Here is a 21,753-nt window from a genome sequence, read left to right as displayed (position 1 = left end):
ATAATGATATTTGTTGTTTTATACTCATTTTTTATTATCTTTAGAAGTTTTTTTATATTTTTATTATCATCACATATTAAAAGTATAGATAACTTATTATAATCCTCATTCATTATTAAATCTCCCCCATTCTCAATAAATCACCCTTTTAAAAGTTATATTTATAAATTATATAAACTTATATATAAAACTTAACTTATATTTAAGCTTTCCTAACATATGATTACATATTCATATGTACATATAAAGGATATATAATGATAGTTGACTGTTGTGACCATCAAAAAGAAGTGGAAAATGTAAGAAAAACTTTAATTGATGATGAAACAATATATGATTTAGCAGATTTATTTAAAGCATTTGCAGATAGTACAAGAATGAAAATAATTTCAATGCTAAAAGAAGAAGAACTTTGCGTTGGTGCACTTAGTGAGCTAATTAATGTAAATCAGTCTGCTGTATCTCATCAATTAAGAGTTTTGAAAAACTCAAAAATTGTAAAACCACGAAGAGATGGTAAAAATATATTTTACAGTCTAGATGATGAACATATAAAAAAAATATATGATATGGGATTAGAACATATATTAAAAGGATAATATTTTGACAAAAGTAAAATTGCAAAATTTAGATTGTGCTAATTGCGCAGCTAAAATTGAAAACTCTTTAAATGAAATGGATGAATTAGAAAATGTTACATTAAATTTTTCAACTTCTACATTAACTTTTGAGCAAAAAGTAAAAGATAATATTTTTGATAAAATTGAAAAAGAGATTCAAAAAATTGAAAAAGAAGTGACAATTCAAAAAGACAATAATAATATTCAAAGAACTTTTTGGCAACTTTTAGATAAAAAACTATTAGCTTTTACACTACTTTCATTAGTTATAACATATATTTCATATAACTTTATAAATAACTTTTATATTCAATTAACATTTTATTTTATAGCTTATTTATTTGTTGGATGGGATGTAGTTTATAGAGCAGTAACAAATATGGTAAAAGGAAAAGTTTTTGATGAACACTTTTTAATGACAATTGCAACAATTGGTGCTTTTGCATTAGGAGAGTATATTGAAGGTATTGCTGTTATGATGTTTTATCAAATAGGTGAAATGTTCCAAGCAGTTGCAGTTAATAATTCAAAAGATAATATAAATTCACTTCTTGATATAAAACCAGAATTTGCAAATGTACAAAATGGTGATAAAATTATTCAAAAAGCACCAGAAGAAGTTGAAGTTTCTGATATTATTTTAGTTAAAACAGGGGAAAAAGTTCCAGTAGATGGAATACTATTATCAAATGAAATAAGTTTTGATACAAGTGCTATTACGGGAGAGTTTAAACCTAAAAGATTAAATGAGAATGAAGAAATTTTAAGTGGTTATATAAACACTTCAAAAGCTGCATATATAAAAGTTACTTCATTATATAAAGACTCAACTGTTGCAAGAATTATTGAACTAATAGAAAATGCTTCATTAAACAAAGCAAAAGCTGAAAAATTTATTACTAAATTTGCAAAAATCTATACTCCTATTGTTGTAATTCTTGCAGTTTTATTAGCTTCTCTTCCTCCTTTATTATTTGAGAATGCTATGTTTAATGACTGGTTTGAAAGAGCTTTAATTTTCTTAGTTATTTCTTGTCCTTGTGCTTTAGTTGTATCAATTCCCTTATCATTTTTTAGTGCAATTGGTGCCGTTTCAAAAAGAGGTGTATTAGTAAAAGGTGCAAATTATATAGAAAAACTTACAGAAATTCAAAACATAATTTTTGATAAAACTGGAACTTTAACACATGGTGTTTTTAAAGTAACAAATATATATTCAGTAGATAATAAAAAAGATGAATTATTAAAAGTTGCAGCTTATGCAGAAAGTTTTTCTACTCACCCTATTGCAAAATCAATTGTTAAAGCTTACAATCAAAATATTAATACAAAACTAATTTCAAACCATGAGGAATTAAGTGGCCTTGGAGTAAAAGTAACAATTGAGGATAAAGAAGTTTTAATAGGAAATGAAAGATTATTAGAAAAATTTAATATCAAAATTCCTGAAATTGAAGAAAAATTCAATGTAATATTTGTTTCTATTAATAATACTTTTGCAGGATATATAGTAGTAAGTGATATTATAAAAGATGAAGCAAAAGATGTAATTTCACAACTAAAAAGCCTTGATATAAAAAGAACTTATATGCTTACTGGTGATAAAAAAGAAGTTGCATTAAAAGTTGCAAAAGATTTAGGAATAGATGAAGTTAAATATGAATTACTTCCTCAAGATAAATTATCAAATTTTGAACAAATAAAAAAACAAACAAATAGAGTTACTGCTTTTGTGGGAGATGGAATAAATGATGCACCTACTTTAGCAAATTCAGATGTGGGATTTGCAATGGGTGGAGTTGGTAGTGATTTAGCAGTAAAATCTGCTGATATTGTAATATTAAATGATAATATAAGTTGTATAACAGATGCAATTAAAATAGCTAAAAAAACAAAAACAATAGTATATGAAAATATAATTTTTATTATGTTAATAAAAGTAGGATTTTTAATATTAGGTGCATTTGCAATGATAGGTATGAAAGAAGCAATATTTGCAGATGTTGGTGTTGCTTTACTTGCTATTTTTAACTCAATGAGAGTTCTAAAAACTATTAAAACAAAAAAAATCAATGAAGAGCCTCAACAATCAAGTTGTTGTTCTGGTAATTCTTGTTGTTCAAATACATCAAAATAACAGTAATAAAACTTAGTATATAAATACTAAGTTTTATATATTTTATGCTAATGATTTTTCAAGTATTTGTTTTACTTTTTCAATAGTAATATCATGATTTTCACCTAATTTTAACATTTGATGTTTTTTTAATGATTCTGTAATATTTTCTATTACTTTATCATCTACTTCATAATCACTAAGTTTTGTAGAAACACCTAAGTCATTATAAAGAGTTTCTATTTTATCAATAACTTTATTTGCATCAGATATTCCAAAAACATTTTTACCCATTTGTTCTAATTTATCTTTTTTATCTTCAAACATCACTCGTAAAAGATGTGGTTGAACTACGGCTAAACTTCTTGCATGATCTAAACCATAATATGCAGTTATTTCATGACCTATAAAATGTGTTGCCCAGTCTTGAACAACACCACAACCTATAAATCCATTTAACGCTTGATTTGCCAATAACATCAAATTGTCTCGCCAATCATCGTTATCTTTATTATTCCATGTATTCATTAGAATTGATAAACCTCTTAATATTGTCTCACTATATCCATCATGAACTAAAGAATTATTTGGCATAGTTAAATATTGCTCACAAGTATGTACAAAAGCATCAACTAAACCATTTTTTAATTGTCTATCATCTAGTGTTGTCATTACAGAAGGATCAAGTATTGCAAATTTTGGATGAATAAAATCAGAAGCAAACAATCTTTTATCATTTGTAGATTTTCTAGAAACTACACTTAAAGAATTTGATTCACTTCCAGTTGCAGGTAAAGTTAAAACAACACCAATAGGTAAAGCTTTTTCTACTTGTTTTTTGCCATCTAAGAAATCCCAAGCATCTCCTTCATATAAAGCAGCTGCTGCAAGATATTTACAACCATCAATAACAGAACCTCCACCAACAGCTAAAATATAATCAATCTCTTCATCTTTTACAATTGGCAAAGCCTTATTCATTGTCTCAACAGAAGGGTTTGGTTCAACTCCATAAAATTCAAAAAAATTAAAATCTTTTAAAGCTTCTACAACTTGCTTATATATTCCATTTTTTTTAATAGAACCACCACCATATACAAATAGTACATTTGATTTTTGGGGAATATGTTTAGAGATTTCACTAATCTTACCTATACCAAATTCAATCGCGGTTGGATTGTAATATGAAAAAGTCATAATCTATCCTTTAAAATGAGATTTTCATATATTATATAACTAATTTATGTGTTTTCAAAGCATAAAACTATGAAATATATAAATTATATATGTATTGAACAATAAGAATAATTGAAATAATTAAAAGTAATATTTTAATTAATTTAATATATAGTTTTGAATCAATACGTTTTTTTACTTTAATTCCATAGTATAAAGAAAAAGAGATAATAAATATAGTGATCAAAGAGAAATTAATATCTGTTTTTGTAAAACTATCATTTATAAAAAATATAAAAATTTGGATAACTTTACCAAGTAAAAAACATAAATTCATCATTTGAATAAATTGTGCTTTTGTGTATTTTAATTCAATTCCATATATCATAAGCATTGGTCCCATAACATTTGTTAATCCACCAACAATACCTGTAAAAAAAGGGTATATAATAAATGAAGTTTTAGGATATTTAGTAAAAACACTTATTGAAATATTTCTATTATTTGTAAAAAGATAAAGAAGTATTGAAATAGCTAAAATAAGTTTAAATATATCAGAGTTTGCAACTATTAGTATTTGTGTACCAATAGCACTTCCTATCATCGTAATTATTGCAATAGGCATAAATTTAAATATTGCTTCTTTGATATTACTTTCACTTAAAAAACTAACTAAATTTACTAATAAAGTAGGCAATAACGTAAGTAAAATTGCAGTTTGCATATCTGTAAAAAGTGCAATTAATGGAGTTGGAATTAATGCAAAACCAAAACCTATACTTCCATGAACAAAAGCTGCAAAAATAAGAACAATTGATATAAGTATAAAAAATTCTAAATCCAAAATATACCTTTTAGTAAATTAGATCAAGTATATATTATTATACTTAAAAAAATTTTATCTATTTATTTTTTCATCATTATGTGTGGTATTCCATCTTCCAAAAACTCTTCTGAAGAAATAACAAAACCAAAACTTTCATAAAAATTCTGAAGATATTTCTGTGCTTCAATAATAATTGTTTTATCTACCCATATTTTTTGAATAAAAAGTAAAACTTCTTCAATAATTTTTTTTGCATAACCTTTTGCTCTATTATTTTTAGAAACTACTACTCTTCCAAAACTAACTTCTTTTTCAGACTTTTCATAAACTCTTAAATATGCAACTATTTTTGAATTATCTTTTATTAATAAATGATAAGAACTTAAATCTTTACCATCTATATCATTATAAATACAGTTTTGTTCAACAACAAAAACTTCTATTCTTAATCTTAAAAGTTCATATAGTTCTATATTTGATAGTTCATCAAATTTTTTAATTTGGATTTTCATTAATTGTCTTTTTATTTTTATAAATTAGGTAAAATATATGTAAGGAAAATATACAATTAAGTGGCTCCGGATACTGGATTCGAACCAGTGACCAAGTGATTAACAGTCACCTACTCTACCGCTGAGCTAATCCGGAATATATTGAAAAAAGTGGCTCCGAATACTGGATTCGAACCAGTGGCCAAGTGATTAACAGTCACCTACTCTACCGCTGAGCTAATTCGGAACTTATATATAATATTTAAAGAAATGGCTCCGGATACTGGATTCGAACCAGTGGCCAAGTGATTAACAGTCACCTACTCTACCGCTGAGCTAATCCGGAATATGTTATTTCCTTTAAATGGGGTGGAATTATAGTAAAAAATCTTTTTTTTGTCAAGTAAATTATGACATTTTTATAAAATTTTATAAAAATTCACTCCACTACTATCAACCAATGACACAATACTTTCATCTAATAATCTATTTAAAATTACTTTTGAATTTTCATCAAACATATTTTCTATATCTTCTTTTGTTAAAGGTCTTCTTTTTAACATTGAAATAATCTCTGTTTCATCAAAACTTTGAGTCTGTTTTGGTCTATTTTTAAAAGCAATATTTACATTTATTCCTTTAAATGTATTTGCAACTTTTTCTAAAAGTTCAAATGTCACTGGTTGCACTTTATATGCGGGTGGTCGGTCAATTGTACCAATATCTACTCTATGTGGATTAATCTTTTTAATAGCCTCGTACAAAGCTTGTATTTCTTCTTCTTTATCATTTAAAGTCTTAACAAATAAAACTTCTAAAACAAAAATATTTTTAGTCTCTTTTCTAAAAAGAATCATACTTTCAATTATTTTATTAATATCAATACCATTATGTATTCTATCTAGTTTTTTAAAACACTTTTGGCTTACACAATCTAGGGATAATTTAACAGTGTCTATTTTTAATAAAGCATTATAAATATCTTTTTCGTAAATAGTACTTCCATTTGATAAAATAAGTGTCTTAGTATTATTTTTTATTTTATTTATTTCATCAATTAACTCCTCTAAATGAGGATATAAAGTTGGTTCTCCATTTGCTGTTAATGTAATTACATCAATTTTTGGATGTTTCTCAAAACTATTTTTAATTTCACTAATAACCTCTTTTACACTTGGATATTCTACCATTTTATCCATTGTCTTTGCAGGTTCAAGTTCACAATATAAACAATCAAAATTACATTGCTTCTTATTAGGAGATAAATCTATTCCTAAAGAAATGCCAAATCTTCTTGAAGGAATTGGTCCAAAAATAATTGAATTAGAATAAGACAAAATAAAAATCCTTTATAAATAAAAAAAGAGAAGCTTTATAGCCTCTCTTTAATATAGTTAATACAATAATAAAATGCAAGTAAATATATATAAATTTAATACTTTATTTTTTTGAAACTCTATGACATTCATTAACAAAATGTTTTGCATTTTCAACTGGAACATCTGGCAAAATACCATGACCTAAATTAAAAATATGTCTTTTCCCTTGCATAGTCTCTTGAATTTTTTCTACACACATTGTTGTAGCTTCTTTTGAATACAATCTACAAGGCTCCATATTACCTTGTAATACATATTTATCACCTAGTTTTTCTTTTGCCATAGCCATTGGAGTACCCCAATCTACACCAAATACATCAAAGTTTCCATAAACACCACCCATATTAATAAATGCACTTACACCTTTTGGGAACATAATAATAGGAATATGAGGATACTTAGCTTTAATATAATCTGCAATTTCAACCATATATTTCCAAGAAAACTCATCATATTTCCCAGGTTCAATAGCAGCTGCCCATGAATCAAAAATTTGAACAACATCTGCTCCAGATTCAATTTGCTTTTCTAAATAATATTTAACTACTTCAGTCACTTTTTTTAAAATATCATGAAGTAAAGTTGGATTTGAATACATCATTTTTTTACAAATGTTATATGTTTTTGTTCCTTTACCTTCAATCATATATGTTGCAAGTGTCCAAGGTGCGCCAGTAAAACCAATAAGTGCTTTGTCTTCTGGTAATTCTTGTTTTAATAATTTCAATGTTTCATAAACATATGTTAATTTATTTGCAGCCTCTTCACCAGATAATAATGCATCAACTTCTTCTTGAGTACTAATTGGATCTCTAAAAATTGGTCCTTCGCCCTTAATAAACTCTAAGTGCATTCCCATTTCATTTGGAACAACTAAAATATCACTAAATAAAATAGCAGCATCAACACCAACTATATCAATAGGTTGAATAGTAACTTCACAAGCTTTTTTAGGATCGTGACATAAACTTAAAAAATCACCTGCTTTTTTTCTTACTTCCATATATTCTGGAAGGTATCTTCCTGCTTGTCTCATCATCCATACAGGAGTGTAAGGAGTCTCTTTACCTAAACAAGCATCAACAAAAATTTTTGACATATATAACCCTTTTTTTATTTTTTACCAATTTTACCTAAAAAGAAAAGCCCAACAGCTAGTGCAGTAACAGCTAATGCAAAGTAAAGCATCTCTAAAGCAGATGAGTATGTTGTATGTAAAACTCTTTGGAAAAAGTTAACAACTAATACCATTATAATTACTTTTGCAATTTTATCTTTTAATTGATCTAATGATGTAATTGATAATATTTTTTGATCTTCTTTTGCAGATTCACTATGATCAATTGGAGATATGAAAAGTTCATATACCCCAAATGAAAAGATAAGTAATACAACAGCAATCAAATATAAATCAATTGCGCCAATGATACCACTTACAATATCTTCGTGAAAATCTTTTGGATGAGCACTCGTAATTATAGTATTAAAAGTAAATTTTGCTACACCCCATATATCCATACTTGCAACTACAAATAATATAACTGCACCTACAAGTCCAAATATCACAGCAAACATAACTAAAAATCTAGTTTGCCACATTGCTTTTTCAAAAAGCCTCTCTATCATTAAATATGACTCTCCATTTCAATCCATTTTAATGCAATTCTAACTGAGTTAGTTGCAGCACCTACTCTTACTTGATCAGCAACATTAAAATAGTGTAATACATTATCACAATAGTTATCTTTTCTAATTCTACCTACAAATGTAGTATCTGTATCTGTTGAAATAATTGGCATTGGATATTGATTATTTTCTAAGTCATCAATAACTTCTACATTTTCGAAATTATCTAAAGCTTCTCTTGTTTTTTCAACATCAACTTCTACGCCATCTTCAAAAGTAACTGTGATTGTTTCACTATGACTTCTTAATACAGGAACTCTAACACAAGTTGCAGCAATTTGCATTTGTTTATGCATAATTTTTTGAGTCTCATTTATCATTTTCATCTCTTCTTTAGTGAAACCATTTGGTTGAGGAACATCAATTTGTGGAATTACATTTAGTGCAATTTGATGAGCGAAAGCCTCTTTTTTTGCATCGTCAAGTTTAAAAGCGAAGAATGCTTGCATTTGTTTTACAAGTTCTTCCATTCCAAGTTTTCCTGCACCACTTACTGCTTGATAAGTTGATACATCTACTCTTTTAATTCCATATAATTCATCAAGTGGTTTTAAAGATAATACCATTTGAATTGTTGAACAATTTGGATTTGCAATAATCCCTGTCTCTTTCCATTTTCCAATATCTTCTGGATTTACTTCTGGAACAACTAAAGGAACATTTGGATTCATTCTAAAGTGACTAGTATTATCAATAACAACAGCCCCTGCTTCAACTGCATATTTTGCAAATTTTTCAGAAATACTTCCACCTGCACTAAAAAATGCTATATCTACTTCATTCTCTTCAAATACAGTTTCAGTTAATTGTAAAACAGTGTAATCTTTGTTTTTATACTCAACTTTATTTCCTGCACTTTTAGCACTTGCTAAAGGAATTAAATTGTTTATTGGAAAGTCATATGCTTCCATAACTCTAAATAACTCTTCACCTACAGCTCCAGTTGCTCCTACAACAGCAACATTAAATTTTCTCATAATTAATCTTCCTCTTTACTATCTACTAAATTATCATTTTTTTGTTTTTCTGAAGTTTCACCATTATCAATTAAATTTGAATCTTCAATTATTCCTGCTAAATCAGTAGCAGATTCGATATCTAATTCATCATCCTCTTCTTTAGGACATTTTGCAATAGATACAACTCTATCTCCCTTATCAACATTTACAATAATTACACCAGAAGTATTTCTCCCTGCTTTTCTGATTGTTTGCATGTCAACTCTAATCATCTTACCAATAGATGTTAATGCCATTAAGTCTTGTTTTTCATCAACAAGAACTGAACCAATAACATTACCAGTTTTTTGATGTAATTTCATAGAAATAACACCTGAACCTGCTCTATTTGTAAGTCTATACTCATCAACTGTTGTTCTTTTTCCTATACCTTTTTCAGATACAGTTAATAATTCTTGATTTTCGTCAATAATTACATCAGCATCAACAACAAAATCTGAATCATGTTTAAATTTAATTCCTCTTACTCCTCTTGTACTTCTTCCTTGTTCTCTAGTTTTATCAATTTCAAATCTGATACATTGACCTAAACTAGTAAAAATCATGAAGTATTGAGAACCAGGAATTGTAATCTTAGCTGTTACAACTTCATCTGCATCATCAAGAACAATAGCTCTTACACCATTACTTCTAATATTACTAAATTCTAATAATGATGTTCTTTTTACAATACCATTTCTTGTAAAGAATGCTAAAGATTTAGATTCATCAAAATCTGTAGTTGGAATAATTGCCATGATTTTTTCATCATCTCTTAAATTAATAAGATTAACTACTGCCTTACCTTTTGCAGTTCTACTACCTTCAGGAATTCTATATACTTTTAACCAATATAATTGTCCCATATTAGTAATAAACATTAAAGTGTCATGTGTATTTGTAACAAAGAATCTTTCAATAAAGTCATCATCGTGAGTAGTCACTGCAACTTTACCTTTTCCACCTCTTCTTTGTTTTTCATAAGATTTAATTGGTACTCTTTTTACATATCCATTATGAGTAATAGTAACAACCATTGGCTCATTTGGAATTAAATCTTCAATATCAATTTCATCATATGAATCTTCAATTTCTGTTCTTCTATCATCAGAATATTTATCTTTTATTTCAGCTATTTCTTCTTTAATAATTTCATTTAATTTTTCTTCTGATTTTAAAATAGCTTCAAGCTCTGCAATTAAGGCAAGTAACTCTTGATATTCAGCTTCAAGTTTATCTCTTTGAAGACCTGTTAATCTACCAAGTCTCATATCTAAAATTGCTTGAGATTGAATAGTTGATAAACCAAATCTATCTTGAAGTTTATCTTTTGCTTCAGTGTCATTCGCAGAAGATCTAATTATTTGTACTACTTCATCAATATTATCCAATGCAATTTTCAGACCTTCTAAAATGTGTGCTCTTGCTTTTGCTTTTTCTAAATCAAAAATAGTTCTTCTAATAATTACTGTTTTTCTATGAGAGATAAATAAGTTTAATAATTCTGGTAAATTAAACACTTTTGGTTCTTTATTATGAACTGCAAGTAAAATAATCCCAAATGTAGTTTCAAGTGGAGTTGATTTATAAAGATTATTTAATACAATTTCACTCATTGCATCTTTTTTAAGTTCTATTACAACTCTAATACCTTCTCTATCAGATTCATCTCTAACTTCTGAAACACCCTCAATTTGTTTTTCTTTTGCTAAAGTTGCAATCTGTTCAATAAGTCTAGATTTATTTACCTGGTAAGGAAGTTCATCAAGTACAATTACTTCTTTTTTACCTTTTGTTTCAATATGGTGTTTAGCTCTTATTTTTACTCTACCACGACCAGTTTTATATGCATCAATAATCCCTCTTCTTCCAAAGATAGTTCCACCAGTTGGAAAATCTGGACCTTTGATAAATTCTAATAACTCATCAGCAGTTGCATCTGGATTATCAATAGTATGTAAAACACCTTCTAATAACTCATTTAAGTTATGAGGTGGAATTTTAGTTGCCATACCAACAGCAATACCTTCACTACCATTTAATAAAAGAGTTGGAACTCTTGTTGGTAAAATAGCAGGTTCTTTTAAAGTATCATCATAATTTGAAGTAAAATTAACAGTATCTTTATCAATATCTCTTAATATCTCTTCAGATATTCTTGTCATTCTAGCTTCTGTATATCTCATCGCTGCAGCGTTATCGCCATCAACAGAACCAAAGTTACCTTGACCATCAACAAGAGGAGCTCTCATTGAAAAGTTCTGAGCCATTCTTACTAATGCATCATAAACAGAAGAATCACCATGTGGGTGATACTTACCAATTACATCCCCTACAATCCTTGCAGACTTTTTATATGGAGATCTTGAACTCATATTTAAATCATGCATAGCATACAGTATTCTTCTATGAACTGGTTTTAATCCATCTTTTGCATCAGGAAGTGCCCGTCCAATAATTACACTCATAGAGTAGTCTAAATAAGAAGCTTTTACACTATCTTCTATATTAATATCTATTATATCTTGATCTTCGAAAAGGTTTTCCATAAAAAAACGCCTTTATTTTTATATATTTGTTTTTATTTTATCTAAAAAGTACTTAGTATAAGGTAATATGAGATTTTAAGCAAAGAATAAAAAAGAGATTAAATAAAATTTAATCTCTTTTTATATTTTTAATTAGCATTATTATATTCAATAATCATATTATGTACTTCATCTTTAACTTTTAGCTTCTCTTTTTTTAGTTTTTCAATTTCAAATTGATTAGAAAAATCTTTTTCTAACTGTGCTATTTTTTGATCCAATTCATTATGAGTATCAAACAACTTATGAAACCTTGGATTTTCTTGTTTTAATTTTGCAATTATATCTCTGTGTTCATGAAACATTGTACATCCTTTTGATTAGATTAGTACAATTATAACAGTAAGTTTCTTAGAATAAATTATACGCTTTGTATATTTTTAGTATTTTTAAATAAAAAATGAAGTAGTGAAAGTTTTATAATATAGAAGTACAAGCTGCACTTCTATATACTTTTATTTATGTTCTGTAATCAGCATTTATTTTAACATACTCATAACCTAAATCACATCCGTATGCTGTAAAAGTTTTATCACCAACACCTAAATCACAAATAATTTTAAATTTACTATTTTGAAGTACTTTAAAAGCAGCTTGTTCAACCTCATCATTAAATACAACTTCACCTTTATTATAAACAATTACATTATTATAAGAAATAACTAATTTTTCTTCATCACAAGTTACTCTACTTGCACCTATTGTAGAAGCGATTCTTCCAAAATTTGGATCTTCTCCAAATAGTGCTGTTTTAACAAGTAATGAATTTGATAAAGCTTTTGCTGCAACTTGAGCATCTTCATAAGTTGCAGCATTTTTCACTTCAAAAGCAACTGCTTTTTTTGCACCTTCTCCATCAGCTACCATTAACATAGCCATATCGTGCATTACAACTCTTAAAGCTTCTTTAAAAGCCTCTTTTTTATAAACACCTGCTTTTTTATTTGAAAGAAGTAAAACAGTATCATTTGTTGAAGTATCACCATCAACTGAAATTGCATTGAAAGTAGTTTCAGTATTTGAAGATAATAACTCTTTCATATCTTCTCTTGGAACTGCTGCATCAGTACAAATAAAACAAAGCATTGTTGCTAAATTTGGATTTATCATTCCAGCACCTTTTGCAACAGCTCCTATTTTAAAACTACTTCCATCTTCAAGTTTCACTTCATACATTGTAGTTTTTGCATATGAATCTGTTGTCATTATTGCTTGACTTAAATTTTTTGCATTTTTTGCATTTAAATCAAATGAGTTTGCACCTGCAATAATTTTTTCAAGTGGAAGTTGATTTCCTATTACTCCTGTGCTACTCATAATTGGATTTACTAACTTATGATTTAAAGAAGAAAAAATAGTATCAATATTTTCAATTCCTTTTTTTCCAGTTAATGCATTTGCATTTTTAGAATTAATTAATACAAAGTTTGTTTGAAAATTATCTTCATACATTTGAAAATGTTTAAGTGGTGCTGCTTGAAATTTGTTATTAGTAAACACAGCTTCAACATCACATAAAGTATCACTATAAATAAATCCTAAATCAAGTGCATTATTTGCTTTTAATCCTGCACTAATACCATCACAATAAAATCCTTCAATTTGGTCAAATAGACCTTTTATTGGTAAAATAGTAAACATTATATAATCCTTGAAATTTATAAATCTTTTGGTTTTTCACTATAAGATAAAAGTCTTTTTGATTTGGAAATTCCATTTTGACTTCCTACTAAAAGTAGTTTGCAATTTTCAGTAATTAAAATACTACCTTTTGGCATTTGAATAAATTTACCATCTGCTTCAGTAATACCAATAATTGAAACTTTCATTTTATCTCTTAATCTTAAATCTTGAATTTGTTTATTAACAGCCCAAGACTCTTCTCCTACAAATGCTTCCTCCATATCAATTGGAGTATCTTTTTTATATAAAAACTCATCAAGTACATTTTCCATATCAGGCCTAATTGCCATTGCACTAACTCTTTTTGCCATTAAAGATGGAGTTGCAACAACTTTATCTGCACCAAGTTTTTTTAATCTAACTTTGTCATTTTGAGTTTCAGCATTACTAATAACTAAAAAAGGACTTCTTCCAAGCTCTTTTTCATATAATCTAATAGATGCAATAAGAGTAATATTATCTGATATATTTTTAGATAATGAAATTGCACCCTTTGCTGAACTAAGATGTGATTTTAAAAAAGCTATCTCTTTGTATGGTTCTTCATTTACAAAATATGGATAATTATTCTTTTTGGCAATTTCTTCCATATCTTCTCTTGGGTCAATAACTACAAAAGGAACATGATTTTGCCTAAATTGTCTTGCAACTTGTGCTGTATATTCATTATGATAAAATATTACAAAGTGCCTTCTTAGTCTTGCTATTTTATAAAGCATCCTTCTTTCCTTTATAAGTTTTAAAAGTGTTCCATCTGAGATTGTATTAATCATAATACCCACAGAAAAAGTAAGTACTGCAAACCCTGATAACATTAATGTTACAGTAAATACAATACCTTCATTACTAAAATTTCTTTCATTTAATGCACCAAAACCAGTAGTTGTAAATGTATATGCTGATTGAAAAATTGCATGCATGATTGAGTAATCTTCAATATATACATAACCAAATGTACCAATCATTAAAATGATTTGTATTAAAATAAGGGGTAATCTAAAGGGTTTTAATTGTGAATAAATAAGTGGATTTAGATCATACTCAGGTTTACTTGACCGTATTTCCCAGCCAAGCGCTTTTTTGATCTTTTTAAAGAAGCTCATGAAAGCACTTTTCTAAGCGCCTTCTTATGAGTGTTTTTTAAGAGTTCTTAACTCTTTTGCTGAAATTCTGATTTTTTTAGTTGTACCATCTTCTAAAGTAACTCTTACAGTTCTTAAGTTTGGTAAAAATCTTCTTTTAGTTCTATTTTTAGCGTGGCTAACGTTGTTTCCAACCATTGCCCCTTTTCCTGAAATTGCACATCTTCTTGCCATATTCTTTTCCTTCTTAATTTGTAGTGAAAAATATTCGCGTATTATAGCTTATTATTCTTAACTTTTATTTAAAAAATACAATCATTTATACATTATGTAAAATTGATTTTATTTTTTTTAAACTCTTATCAAATGTAAACTCTTTTGCAATATTGAAATTATCATTTTTTATAAGGTCCAAATCTTCCTTTCTTCCTAATAAAGCATCAACTTTAAAAGGTGTGCTTCCATCATCATATCTATTCATTGTAGCAAAAACATCCACAACTTCACTTGCACTATTTGAACTAGGTACAAATACTGCACTTTTATAGTACATAGCTTTTAAAATTGAAGTTGCAAAAGCTGTTTTTTGAGTAGGCAAAACAAAAATATCACATATGAAAAATAGTAAATCTATATTTTTAAAATCTTCTAAATAAATTATTTTATCTTTTATATCAGATTTTGAAGTTAAAAATTTTAAATTTGATATATCTTTTTTATTACCAGCAATTATAAATTGTACATACTTATAATGTATACTTTTAATTAACTCTAAAAACTCTTTTATACCTGACTTTTTAAAATCTTTTGCAGTAAAGAATACAACTTTATAATCTAAAGGAATATTATATTTTTCAAAAAAAATCTCTTTATTTTTACTTTGAAAAGTTTTTTTAGTAATACTTGGATAAAGAATAGATATTTTTGAAGAATCTAACTTGAACTGTTTTAATAGTTTTTCTTTTAATTTATTGGAATTTACAACTACCAATTTTGCATTTATAAGCTTTGCTTCATCTCCTTTATTTATTTTTCCACTAAAAAAATAAACATCTGCAAAATCTTTTTTAAAAAAAAACAATTTTTGTGTTAATTTTCTTTTCTCTAATTTTTGTATATTTTCATCTTCTAAAAGTTTTTTTATTAGTTTATTCTCTATTTTATAATCAATTTTTATCATTTATACTTTTCCATTTATTTGAATTTTATCAAATAAAAAATAAAAAGATTTAATAAGTTTAAAATATTGTTATGATAAAATCAAAATTAACATATAAAAAGGATAAAATCTGATGAAAAAAGTGATTGCAGATGAATTTAAAGCACACCTTGAAACAATATATAATGTTATAGATAATATGGAAGAGAAAGTAGAAGCTGCATCACAACTTGCAGTAGATACTTTAAAAAATGGAAATAAAATTTTATTATGTGGAAATGGTGGAAGTGCAGCAGATGCACAACATATTGCTGCAGAGTTAACAGGAAGATATAAAACTGAAAGAAGAGGACTTCCTGGAATTGCGCTAACAACTGACACAAGTGCATTAACAGCAATTGGAAATGATTACGGATATGATAGAGTATTTGATCGACAAGTTGAAGCATTAGCAAATAAAGGTGATTTAGTAATAGGAATTAGTACAAGTGGAAATAGCAAAAATGTATTAAGTGCTTTAAATCTAGCAAAAGAGTTTGGTTGCAAAACTGTTGGATTAACAGGAAGAGATGGTGGAGCTATGAATGAAGCTTGTGATGTAAATCTAGTAGTTCCTTCAAATGATACGCCAAGAATTCAAGAAATGCATATATTAATAGGACATACTATTTGTCAAATTATAGATAACGAACTTAGTTAATTATCTATAACTTTTAAAACATCCTCTGCTGTTATTAACTTCATACAGTTATGATGTTTTAAAGGACACACTCTTTTCATACATGGAGCACAATCTAGATTTTTTGTAATTATATTCTCATTTGGATTATTCCACTGATTTGTCTCTTTAAATCTTGTTGGTCCAAAAATAGCAATTGTTTTTACTTTAAAAGCTGCTGCAACATGCATAGGTCCAGAATCATTTGTAATAAATATATCTAACCCTGCTATCTTTTCAATTAATTCAGCAATTGTAGTTTTTCCTGCTAAATTTTGATAACTTTTTATGCCATTTTCAATTAATTGTTTTTCAATATCTTTTGCAATATCAACTTCTCCTGGTCCACCAAATATAACAATATTATGTGTTTTAGACATTTTTATTGCAACTTTAGCAAACTCACTGGGATACCACCTTTTAGCACTTCCATATGTAGCACCAGGATTTATTCCAAGAGTAGGTTTATCATATAAAAAAGGCTTAAAATGTAAAGATAAATCACCAGCTTTATTATCTAAATTTAACACATGATTTACAAAATCGTTATATCTTAAAACCTGATGTATTTGTTCTTTTTGTAATCTCTTATAATTATATTTCTTTTTAGCATTTACAAAAAACATCATAAATTTAGAGGATAAACTTCTTCTAAATGAAATAGCCAAATCAACTTTTCCTATTTGCTTAGCTAAATTGTATAGATTTTTATATCTATTACCTTCTTTTTTTGTATTATCAACTATTATTTTTTCTATATTTTTAAAATTACCTAATGCTTGAGTTGAAACAAATGATCCTAAAAGTATGATTTTTGCATTTGGATATGTTTTAATTATATTTTCAATAGCAGGTGTAGTCATAATTGCATCACCTAACCATGTAGGTATTTCTATAAATATTTTTTCAATTTTCATTTATTAACTCTTTAAATTTATAAAATTGTGGTAATTTCACTATTTTTTCATTTCTATTATCAACTAAACCATAACCTGGCGCTATTAATTGATGCCAATATACTCTTTTAATTTTCTTACTATTTTTTACTATTTTTAAATATTCACACATATATTTTGTATAAAGTTCATTTGAAATACACTCTTTTTCACTTGTGGGTGCATATGGTGAAGTATTTGAAATTGGCCAATTTACTTCAGTTATATAAATTTCATTATTTACTTTTGGTGATAATTTACATAATGAAAATAATAAATCTATTTTATTTTTTGTATCAAAGATTCCATATTGAGTATTTGTTGGTTTTCCTCTTCTATCAACATAAAGTAATGCACTTAATTTATCATATTTAATATTTGAGAAATTAAACATTGCTCTTACATTATAATAATATTCAAAATCTATAATACTAGGGCCTAAAAGTTTCAAATCTTTATATTTACAATCTCTTAAATTTTGTGCAATTTTATAAAAATTCAAATACTCTTTTACAGAAAAAAAGCCCCATTTTGCTCTATTTATAGTAGTTGCTATTTGATATTCAAAAACAAAAGAAGAAAATTTAGAAAAAATCAAATCTAAATGATTTTCCAAAAGTTTTTTATCTTCTATATGTTCTCTATCTTGCATAATATTAAGTAAAATATTTTTATTTGAAGTATTATTAAAACTTTTTGCAAAATCAACATATAAATCTATATTTTTAATATCCCATAAAGGCATACGAATAATTAAATTTTTAACACCCAATTCTTCAACTAGATCTTGTTGAGAACTACCCTTGTCTAAATTAACACCAATTCCTATTAAATCTCTATTTGAAATCTTATGATTATTACCTTTAAATAACTTCATAAAAATAATAGAAAAAGGTAAAATAAAAATAGAAGAAAAGAGCATATAAAAATAATCAAATATATACTTTTTTCTCATTGCTTTTTTATAAGATTTATCTTTTATAACACTTGGTTGATCAGAATAATTATCCCAAAAAAAAGGAGTTTTATTCATATTATAACCTTGTAAAAGGACGTTGGCCAAGTTCAGCTCTTTTTACATCCTTTTTGTACATCACCATAAATTTTTCCCATTGTCTTTTAATCTTATACTTTGTATAAAGTTTTGAATTTCTATATAACCAAAATTTCAACCCCATTCTTTTTGCACCAAGACCATCTACAATTATAATTTTATATTTATCTTCTTGAATTTGGGGACAAAATAGATTTGTTAAACTTGTATCTACAAATAAAATCTCATTATCTTCTAAATATTTTTTTAATTCATCTAATAATTTTTTTTGTTCATCCAAAGAAATTAATTTATTTGCCACCATATATCTAAAAGATTTTGCAGGTGTGTTATCATAATTTAAAACTCTATCAAAAACCAATGCTTTACCAATATTTGTTTTTATATACCCATAACAATTTGTAATATGTGATAAATCTTTTTTCTTATTTTTTAAATAATTCATATATATGTATTCTAATTTATTTTGATTATTATGAGAACCTTTTGAGAATACACTTTTAATAACTTTTGTATTATCTTCTGGATGTAAATAGCAAGCTCTTTCTCCACCTTTAGCTATTAATAAATCATCATTAATTTGATACAAAAATTCATCAGATAAAGCAATACCTATTCTTCTTGATATTTTTAATAAAACATTTTGACAAAAAGAGAGTTCAAGTGCAGTATTTATATAAGTATAAACAATTGATGGTTTTTGCAAATATATTTTAAAATTTGCTTTTCTATACTTTTTTACATCTCTTTTTTTTAATTCATCTTTTCTTTCTAAGATTATCTTGGCTTTTGCATCTAAATGAATCGTCCAATAAATAGTTGGTATATATCTTAAAATATTTTTCCAACCTTTTCTAAGAGTTGTTTTTTTATCTAAAAAAGATATATTTTCTAATAGATAATCATTAAAAAACCTATCAATAAATACTATTTTCTTTTTAACTAAAGAGTTATAAACTAAATATGGATAATATAATAAACCAGCAAGAATAACTAACATATAATGAATATCATCATGTTGGTCTTTTTCTGGTTTTCTTCCTAATTTTTTCTTTAATAAATATTTATTTATAGGATAAGATATATTATAAATAATTGATCTTCTTACTATTTTTTTAAATCTTTTATAAATTAAACTTTTTTCTTTTGGGTTAAATGTATTTGTAAGAAGAGTAGTTTTACCTACTCCATCTGGACCAATAATTGGATAAATTTTATATTTTTTATATTTTAAAACTTTTTTTCTATATTCTAAAATAACTTTTTTATCCACATCTTCTAATAATACTTTTATTTTTTTATCATTACTATTTGAATAAATTATAACTTCTACTAAATCATACTCTTCTCTTATAATTGAAAAACAATATGATTCTTTTGAACATAGTTTAAAAATTACTTTTAATAATGTATTTAATCTATTTTCTGTTATTGAAAAGGTAATTGTATTATCATCATATTTATAAAAAGAAAACTCTTTTTTAGCAAGTTTAACTAAAATTTTTTGAATTATACTATCAACACTATGCATTTAATATCTCTTCTAATCTTTTTTCTATTTTTAAATATTGATCTTTTGAATAATCTAAATCAAGCATAAAATTATTTTGATTTTTACTTTCACTTACTGTTGCCCATCTTTTTGAACTTGCAAATAGATTATTACCAAAAAAAGATATAGTTTTAATATTTGTACATCCTGCTAAATGCATAGGTCCAGTTGATGTACTAATAAATAATTCAAATTGACTTAATAGCTTACAAAAATCAATAATTGCACCAGTTGATTCATAAAAAACTGCCTCAAAATCTACTTTTGAAATAAACTTATCTTTTACTTTTAAATCATCAGGTCCAAATGTAAATACCACTTGTACATTTTTTATAGTTGATGCTTTTTTTGCTAAATGAATATAATCTTCAAAAGACAAATTACCATCACTACTTCCTCCAAAACCTGGATGAAATGCTACAATTTTTTTTGATTCATTGATATTATAACAAGACCTAAACTCTTTTATTTGTTCTGTTCCATCTAAATTTAAAAGAGGCCTTTCAAACTCCAAATTTATATCTTTAAATAACTTTTTTGCTAAATCTAAATTATATTCCCACTCTGTTTTTTTTACTTTACTTCTTCTTTGTTTTACTCTTTTATTAAAAAAAAGTTGTGCTATTTTTGTTGCAGGGGCAACTCTTTTTTTTATTTTACTTTTAAATAAGAGTTTACCTAATTTAGTATCAATATAACCACTTATACTTGCGTCAAAATTTTTCTGTTTTATAATATTTAAAGTTGTTTTTAAATCATTTTTATCAAATAAAATAACATCATCAATAAATTCTATATTTTTTGCAAAATCAAAGTTTATTTTACTTACTAACGCAGTGATTTTTGTTTGGGGATATTGAGTTTTAATTGCTTTAAATAAAGGTAGCGTCACAACAAAATCACCAATTTTATCATGTCTTGAAATCAATAAGTTCATTATTTCTTACCTCTTATTTTTCTTTTAAACTCCACAAAACTTTTTAATTTTTTATCACACTGTTTTAAAATATCAATGGCTTTGTTTTCATCTACATTTGCAAGTTTTGCATACTCTTTTGCAATAAGTAATAAGCTATTTTCATCAAGCCAAAGTTTTGCAAAATTATCTAAACCTGTATGCAAATCAATTGCCTTAAACTGCATTCTATTAATATCAACAACTGAAAATTCATAATCATCATCTGTTTTTGCAACTAAAATATTACCTGCAGAATAATCTTTATGATATACACCATTTTGATGAAGATTATACGTAAATTTTACAAACCCTTTGATTATCTCTTCTCTATTTTCAAAATCTAAATGTCGTAAAGGTTCTCTTATTGTATATTTGTACTCAAACTTTTCACTTATAAAAAAACTTTTTTTAAATAAAAAATTTTGATAAAACTCAATATATCCAATTGGCTTTGGAGTATTTATTCCTAATTCTATTAGTTTTACCGCATTTTCATAAGACTTTTTCGCTTTTGAATCTCTAAAGTAAGCATATGCTATTTGGTTTATGATATTTGGAACTTTAAAAGCTTTTACAACTGTTTTTATTCCTTTATACTCTATTACTTTAAGCTCATTCCTAGCTTTATGAATAGTATTAGAATTCTCTTCAAAAAACGCTTTTATATTAATCAAAAATTCTTTTATATTTTTATAATTATTGTTTAGTTTATACTTAATACTCAATCTTTTC

General features: G+C 26.2%; 21 protein-coding genes and 3 tRNA genes. 3 read left to right on the top strand and 21 right to left on the bottom strand.

Going from position 1 to position 21,753, the window contains the following annotated elements; genetic code table 11:
• Window positions 1–257: 257 nt before the first annotated feature.
• Window positions 258–599: a helix-turn-helix transcriptional regulator gene (locus tag CRU93_RS05505; RefSeq protein WP_129103183.1), complete on the top strand. Its 342-nt coding sequence runs from the start codon at window positions 258–260 to the stop codon at window positions 597–599.
• 4 nt (window positions 600–603) lie between these two features.
• Complete coding sequence (locus CRU93_RS05500) at window positions 604–2,757, top strand: heavy metal translocating P-type ATPase (protein WP_129103182.1); 2,154 nt, start codon at window positions 604–606, stop codon at window positions 2,755–2,757.
• A 42-nt stretch (window positions 2,758–2,799) separates the two neighbouring features.
• On the opposite strand, the gene CRU93_RS05495 is transcribed toward CRU93_RS05500, so the two are convergent.
• From CRU93_RS05495 to CRU93_RS05420, 16 genes are all read right to left on the bottom strand, one after another.
• Window positions 2,800–3,933 carry an iron-containing alcohol dehydrogenase gene (locus CRU93_RS05495; RefSeq protein WP_129103181.1) on the bottom strand — a complete coding sequence of 378 codons (1,134 nt, stop codon included), beginning with the start codon at window positions 3,931–3,933 and terminating at the stop codon, window positions 2,800–2,802.
• Between the two features lie 67 nt (window positions 3,934–4,000).
• The gene (locus CRU93_RS05490) at window positions 4,001–4,756 is read right to left on the bottom strand and encodes a sulfite exporter TauE/SafE family protein (RefSeq protein ID WP_164967623.1); all 756 of its coding nucleotides are present in this window, start codon (window positions 4,754–4,756) and stop codon (window positions 4,001–4,003) included.
• 62 nt (window positions 4,757–4,818) lie between these two features.
• Window positions 4,819–5,250 carry a GNAT family N-acetyltransferase gene (locus CRU93_RS05485; protein WP_129103179.1) on the bottom strand — a complete coding sequence of 144 codons (432 nt, stop codon included), beginning with the start codon at window positions 5,248–5,250 and terminating at the stop codon, window positions 4,819–4,821.
• A gap of 61 nt (window positions 5,251–5,311) precedes the next feature.
• A tRNA-Asn gene (locus CRU93_RS05480) sits at window positions 5,312–5,386 on the bottom strand.
• A 15-nt stretch (window positions 5,387–5,401) separates the two neighbouring features.
• Window positions 5,402–5,476 (bottom strand) — tRNA-Asn (locus CRU93_RS05475).
• A 24-nt stretch (window positions 5,477–5,500) separates the two neighbouring features.
• Window positions 5,501–5,575, bottom strand: a tRNA-Asn gene (locus CRU93_RS05470).
• Between the two features lie 73 nt (window positions 5,576–5,648).
• Window positions 5,649–6,566, bottom strand: coding sequence for a radical SAM protein (locus CRU93_RS05465; RefSeq protein ID WP_129103178.1), 918 nt, complete (start codon window positions 6,564–6,566; stop codon window positions 5,649–5,651).
• Between the two features lie 103 nt (window positions 6,567–6,669).
• Window positions 6,670–7,707 (bottom strand): uroporphyrinogen decarboxylase, encoded by a 1,038-nt coding sequence (gene hemE, locus CRU93_RS05460; RefSeq protein WP_129103177.1) that lies wholly within the window; start codon window positions 7,705–7,707, stop codon window positions 6,670–6,672.
• A gap of 14 nt (window positions 7,708–7,721) precedes the next feature.
• Window positions 7,722–8,234: a YqhA family protein gene (locus CRU93_RS05455; RefSeq protein WP_258238842.1), complete on the bottom strand. Its 513-nt coding sequence runs from the start codon at window positions 8,232–8,234 to the stop codon at window positions 7,722–7,724.
• Window positions 8,234–9,271 (bottom strand): aspartate-semialdehyde dehydrogenase, encoded by a 1,038-nt coding sequence (locus tag CRU93_RS05450; protein ID WP_129103176.1) that lies wholly within the window; start codon window positions 9,269–9,271, stop codon window positions 8,234–8,236. Before CRU93_RS05450 ends, CRU93_RS05455 begins: the two co-directional genes overlap by 1 nt.
• A gap of 2 nt (window positions 9,272–9,273) precedes the next feature.
• A complete protein-coding gene (gyrA, locus tag CRU93_RS05445) occupies window positions 9,274–11,841 on the bottom strand; it encodes a DNA gyrase subunit A (RefSeq protein WP_129103175.1) in 2,568 nt (855 codons plus the stop codon).
• A 128-nt stretch (window positions 11,842–11,969) separates the two neighbouring features.
• Window positions 11,970–12,185, bottom strand: a complete 216-nt coding sequence (locus CRU93_RS05440; protein WP_129103174.1) for a YdcH family protein — start codon at window positions 12,183–12,185, stop codon at window positions 11,970–11,972.
• A 154-nt stretch (window positions 12,186–12,339) separates the two neighbouring features.
• A complete protein-coding gene (argJ, locus tag CRU93_RS05435; protein ID WP_129103173.1) occupies window positions 12,340–13,521 on the bottom strand; it encodes a bifunctional glutamate N-acetyltransferase/amino-acid acetyltransferase ArgJ in 1,182 nt (393 codons plus the stop codon).
• A 17-nt stretch (window positions 13,522–13,538) separates the two neighbouring features.
• Window positions 13,539–14,666: a TrkA family potassium uptake protein gene (locus CRU93_RS05430; protein WP_129103172.1), complete on the bottom strand. Its 1,128-nt coding sequence runs from the start codon at window positions 14,664–14,666 to the stop codon at window positions 13,539–13,541.
• Between the two features lie 24 nt (window positions 14,667–14,690).
• Window positions 14,691–14,879, bottom strand: a complete 189-nt coding sequence (gene rpmB, locus CRU93_RS05425; protein ID WP_129103171.1) for a 50S ribosomal protein L28 — start codon at window positions 14,877–14,879, stop codon at window positions 14,691–14,693.
• Between the two features lie 85 nt (window positions 14,880–14,964).
• Window positions 14,965–15,825, bottom strand: coding sequence for a glycosyltransferase (locus CRU93_RS05420; RefSeq protein ID WP_129103170.1), 861 nt, complete (start codon window positions 15,823–15,825; stop codon window positions 14,965–14,967).
• A 112-nt stretch (window positions 15,826–15,937) separates the two neighbouring features.
• On the opposite strand from CRU93_RS05420, the gene gmhA reads away from it, so the two are divergent.
• Entirely contained in the window at window positions 15,938–16,504 is a 567-nt protein-coding gene (gmhA, locus tag CRU93_RS05415; protein ID WP_129103169.1) for a D-sedoheptulose 7-phosphate isomerase, read from the top strand.
• Here gmhA and CRU93_RS05410 read toward each other — a convergent pair.
• From CRU93_RS05410 to CRU93_RS05390, 5 genes are read right to left on the bottom strand one after another with little or no spacing between them, the layout of a single operon-like run.
• Window positions 16,501–17,439, bottom strand: coding sequence for a glycosyltransferase family 9 protein (locus CRU93_RS05410; protein WP_129103168.1), 939 nt, complete (start codon window positions 17,437–17,439; stop codon window positions 16,501–16,503). The two genes, gmhA and CRU93_RS05410, sit on opposite strands and share 4 nt — an antisense overlap.
• Window positions 17,429–18,490 (bottom strand): hypothetical protein, encoded by a 1,062-nt coding sequence (locus CRU93_RS05405; protein WP_129103167.1) that lies wholly within the window; start codon window positions 18,488–18,490, stop codon window positions 17,429–17,431. The genes CRU93_RS05410 and CRU93_RS05405 overlap by 11 nt, the downstream gene beginning before the upstream one ends.
• 1 nt (window position 18,491) lies before the next feature.
• Complete coding sequence (locus CRU93_RS05400) at window positions 18,492–20,042, bottom strand: YrbL family protein (RefSeq protein ID WP_129103166.1); 1,551 nt, start codon at window positions 20,040–20,042, stop codon at window positions 18,492–18,494.
• Window positions 20,035–21,000 (bottom strand): glycosyltransferase family 9 protein, encoded by a 966-nt coding sequence (locus CRU93_RS05395; RefSeq protein ID WP_129103165.1) that lies wholly within the window; start codon window positions 20,998–21,000, stop codon window positions 20,035–20,037. Before CRU93_RS05395 ends, CRU93_RS05400 begins: the two co-directional genes overlap by 8 nt.
• The gene (locus CRU93_RS05390) at window positions 21,000–21,746 is read right to left on the bottom strand and encodes a lipopolysaccharide kinase InaA family protein (protein ID WP_129103164.1); all 747 of its coding nucleotides are present in this window, start codon (window positions 21,744–21,746) and stop codon (window positions 21,000–21,002) included. The genes CRU93_RS05395 and CRU93_RS05390 overlap by 1 nt, the downstream gene beginning before the upstream one ends.
• Window positions 21,747–21,753 lie beyond the last annotated feature (7 nt).

This window comes from Arcobacter sp. CECT 8985 (genome assembly GCF_004116495.1).
GTDB lineage: Bacteria > Campylobacterota > Campylobacteria > Campylobacterales > Arcobacteraceae > Malaciobacter.
This window is presented reverse-complemented; position numbering and strand designations above follow the sequence as displayed.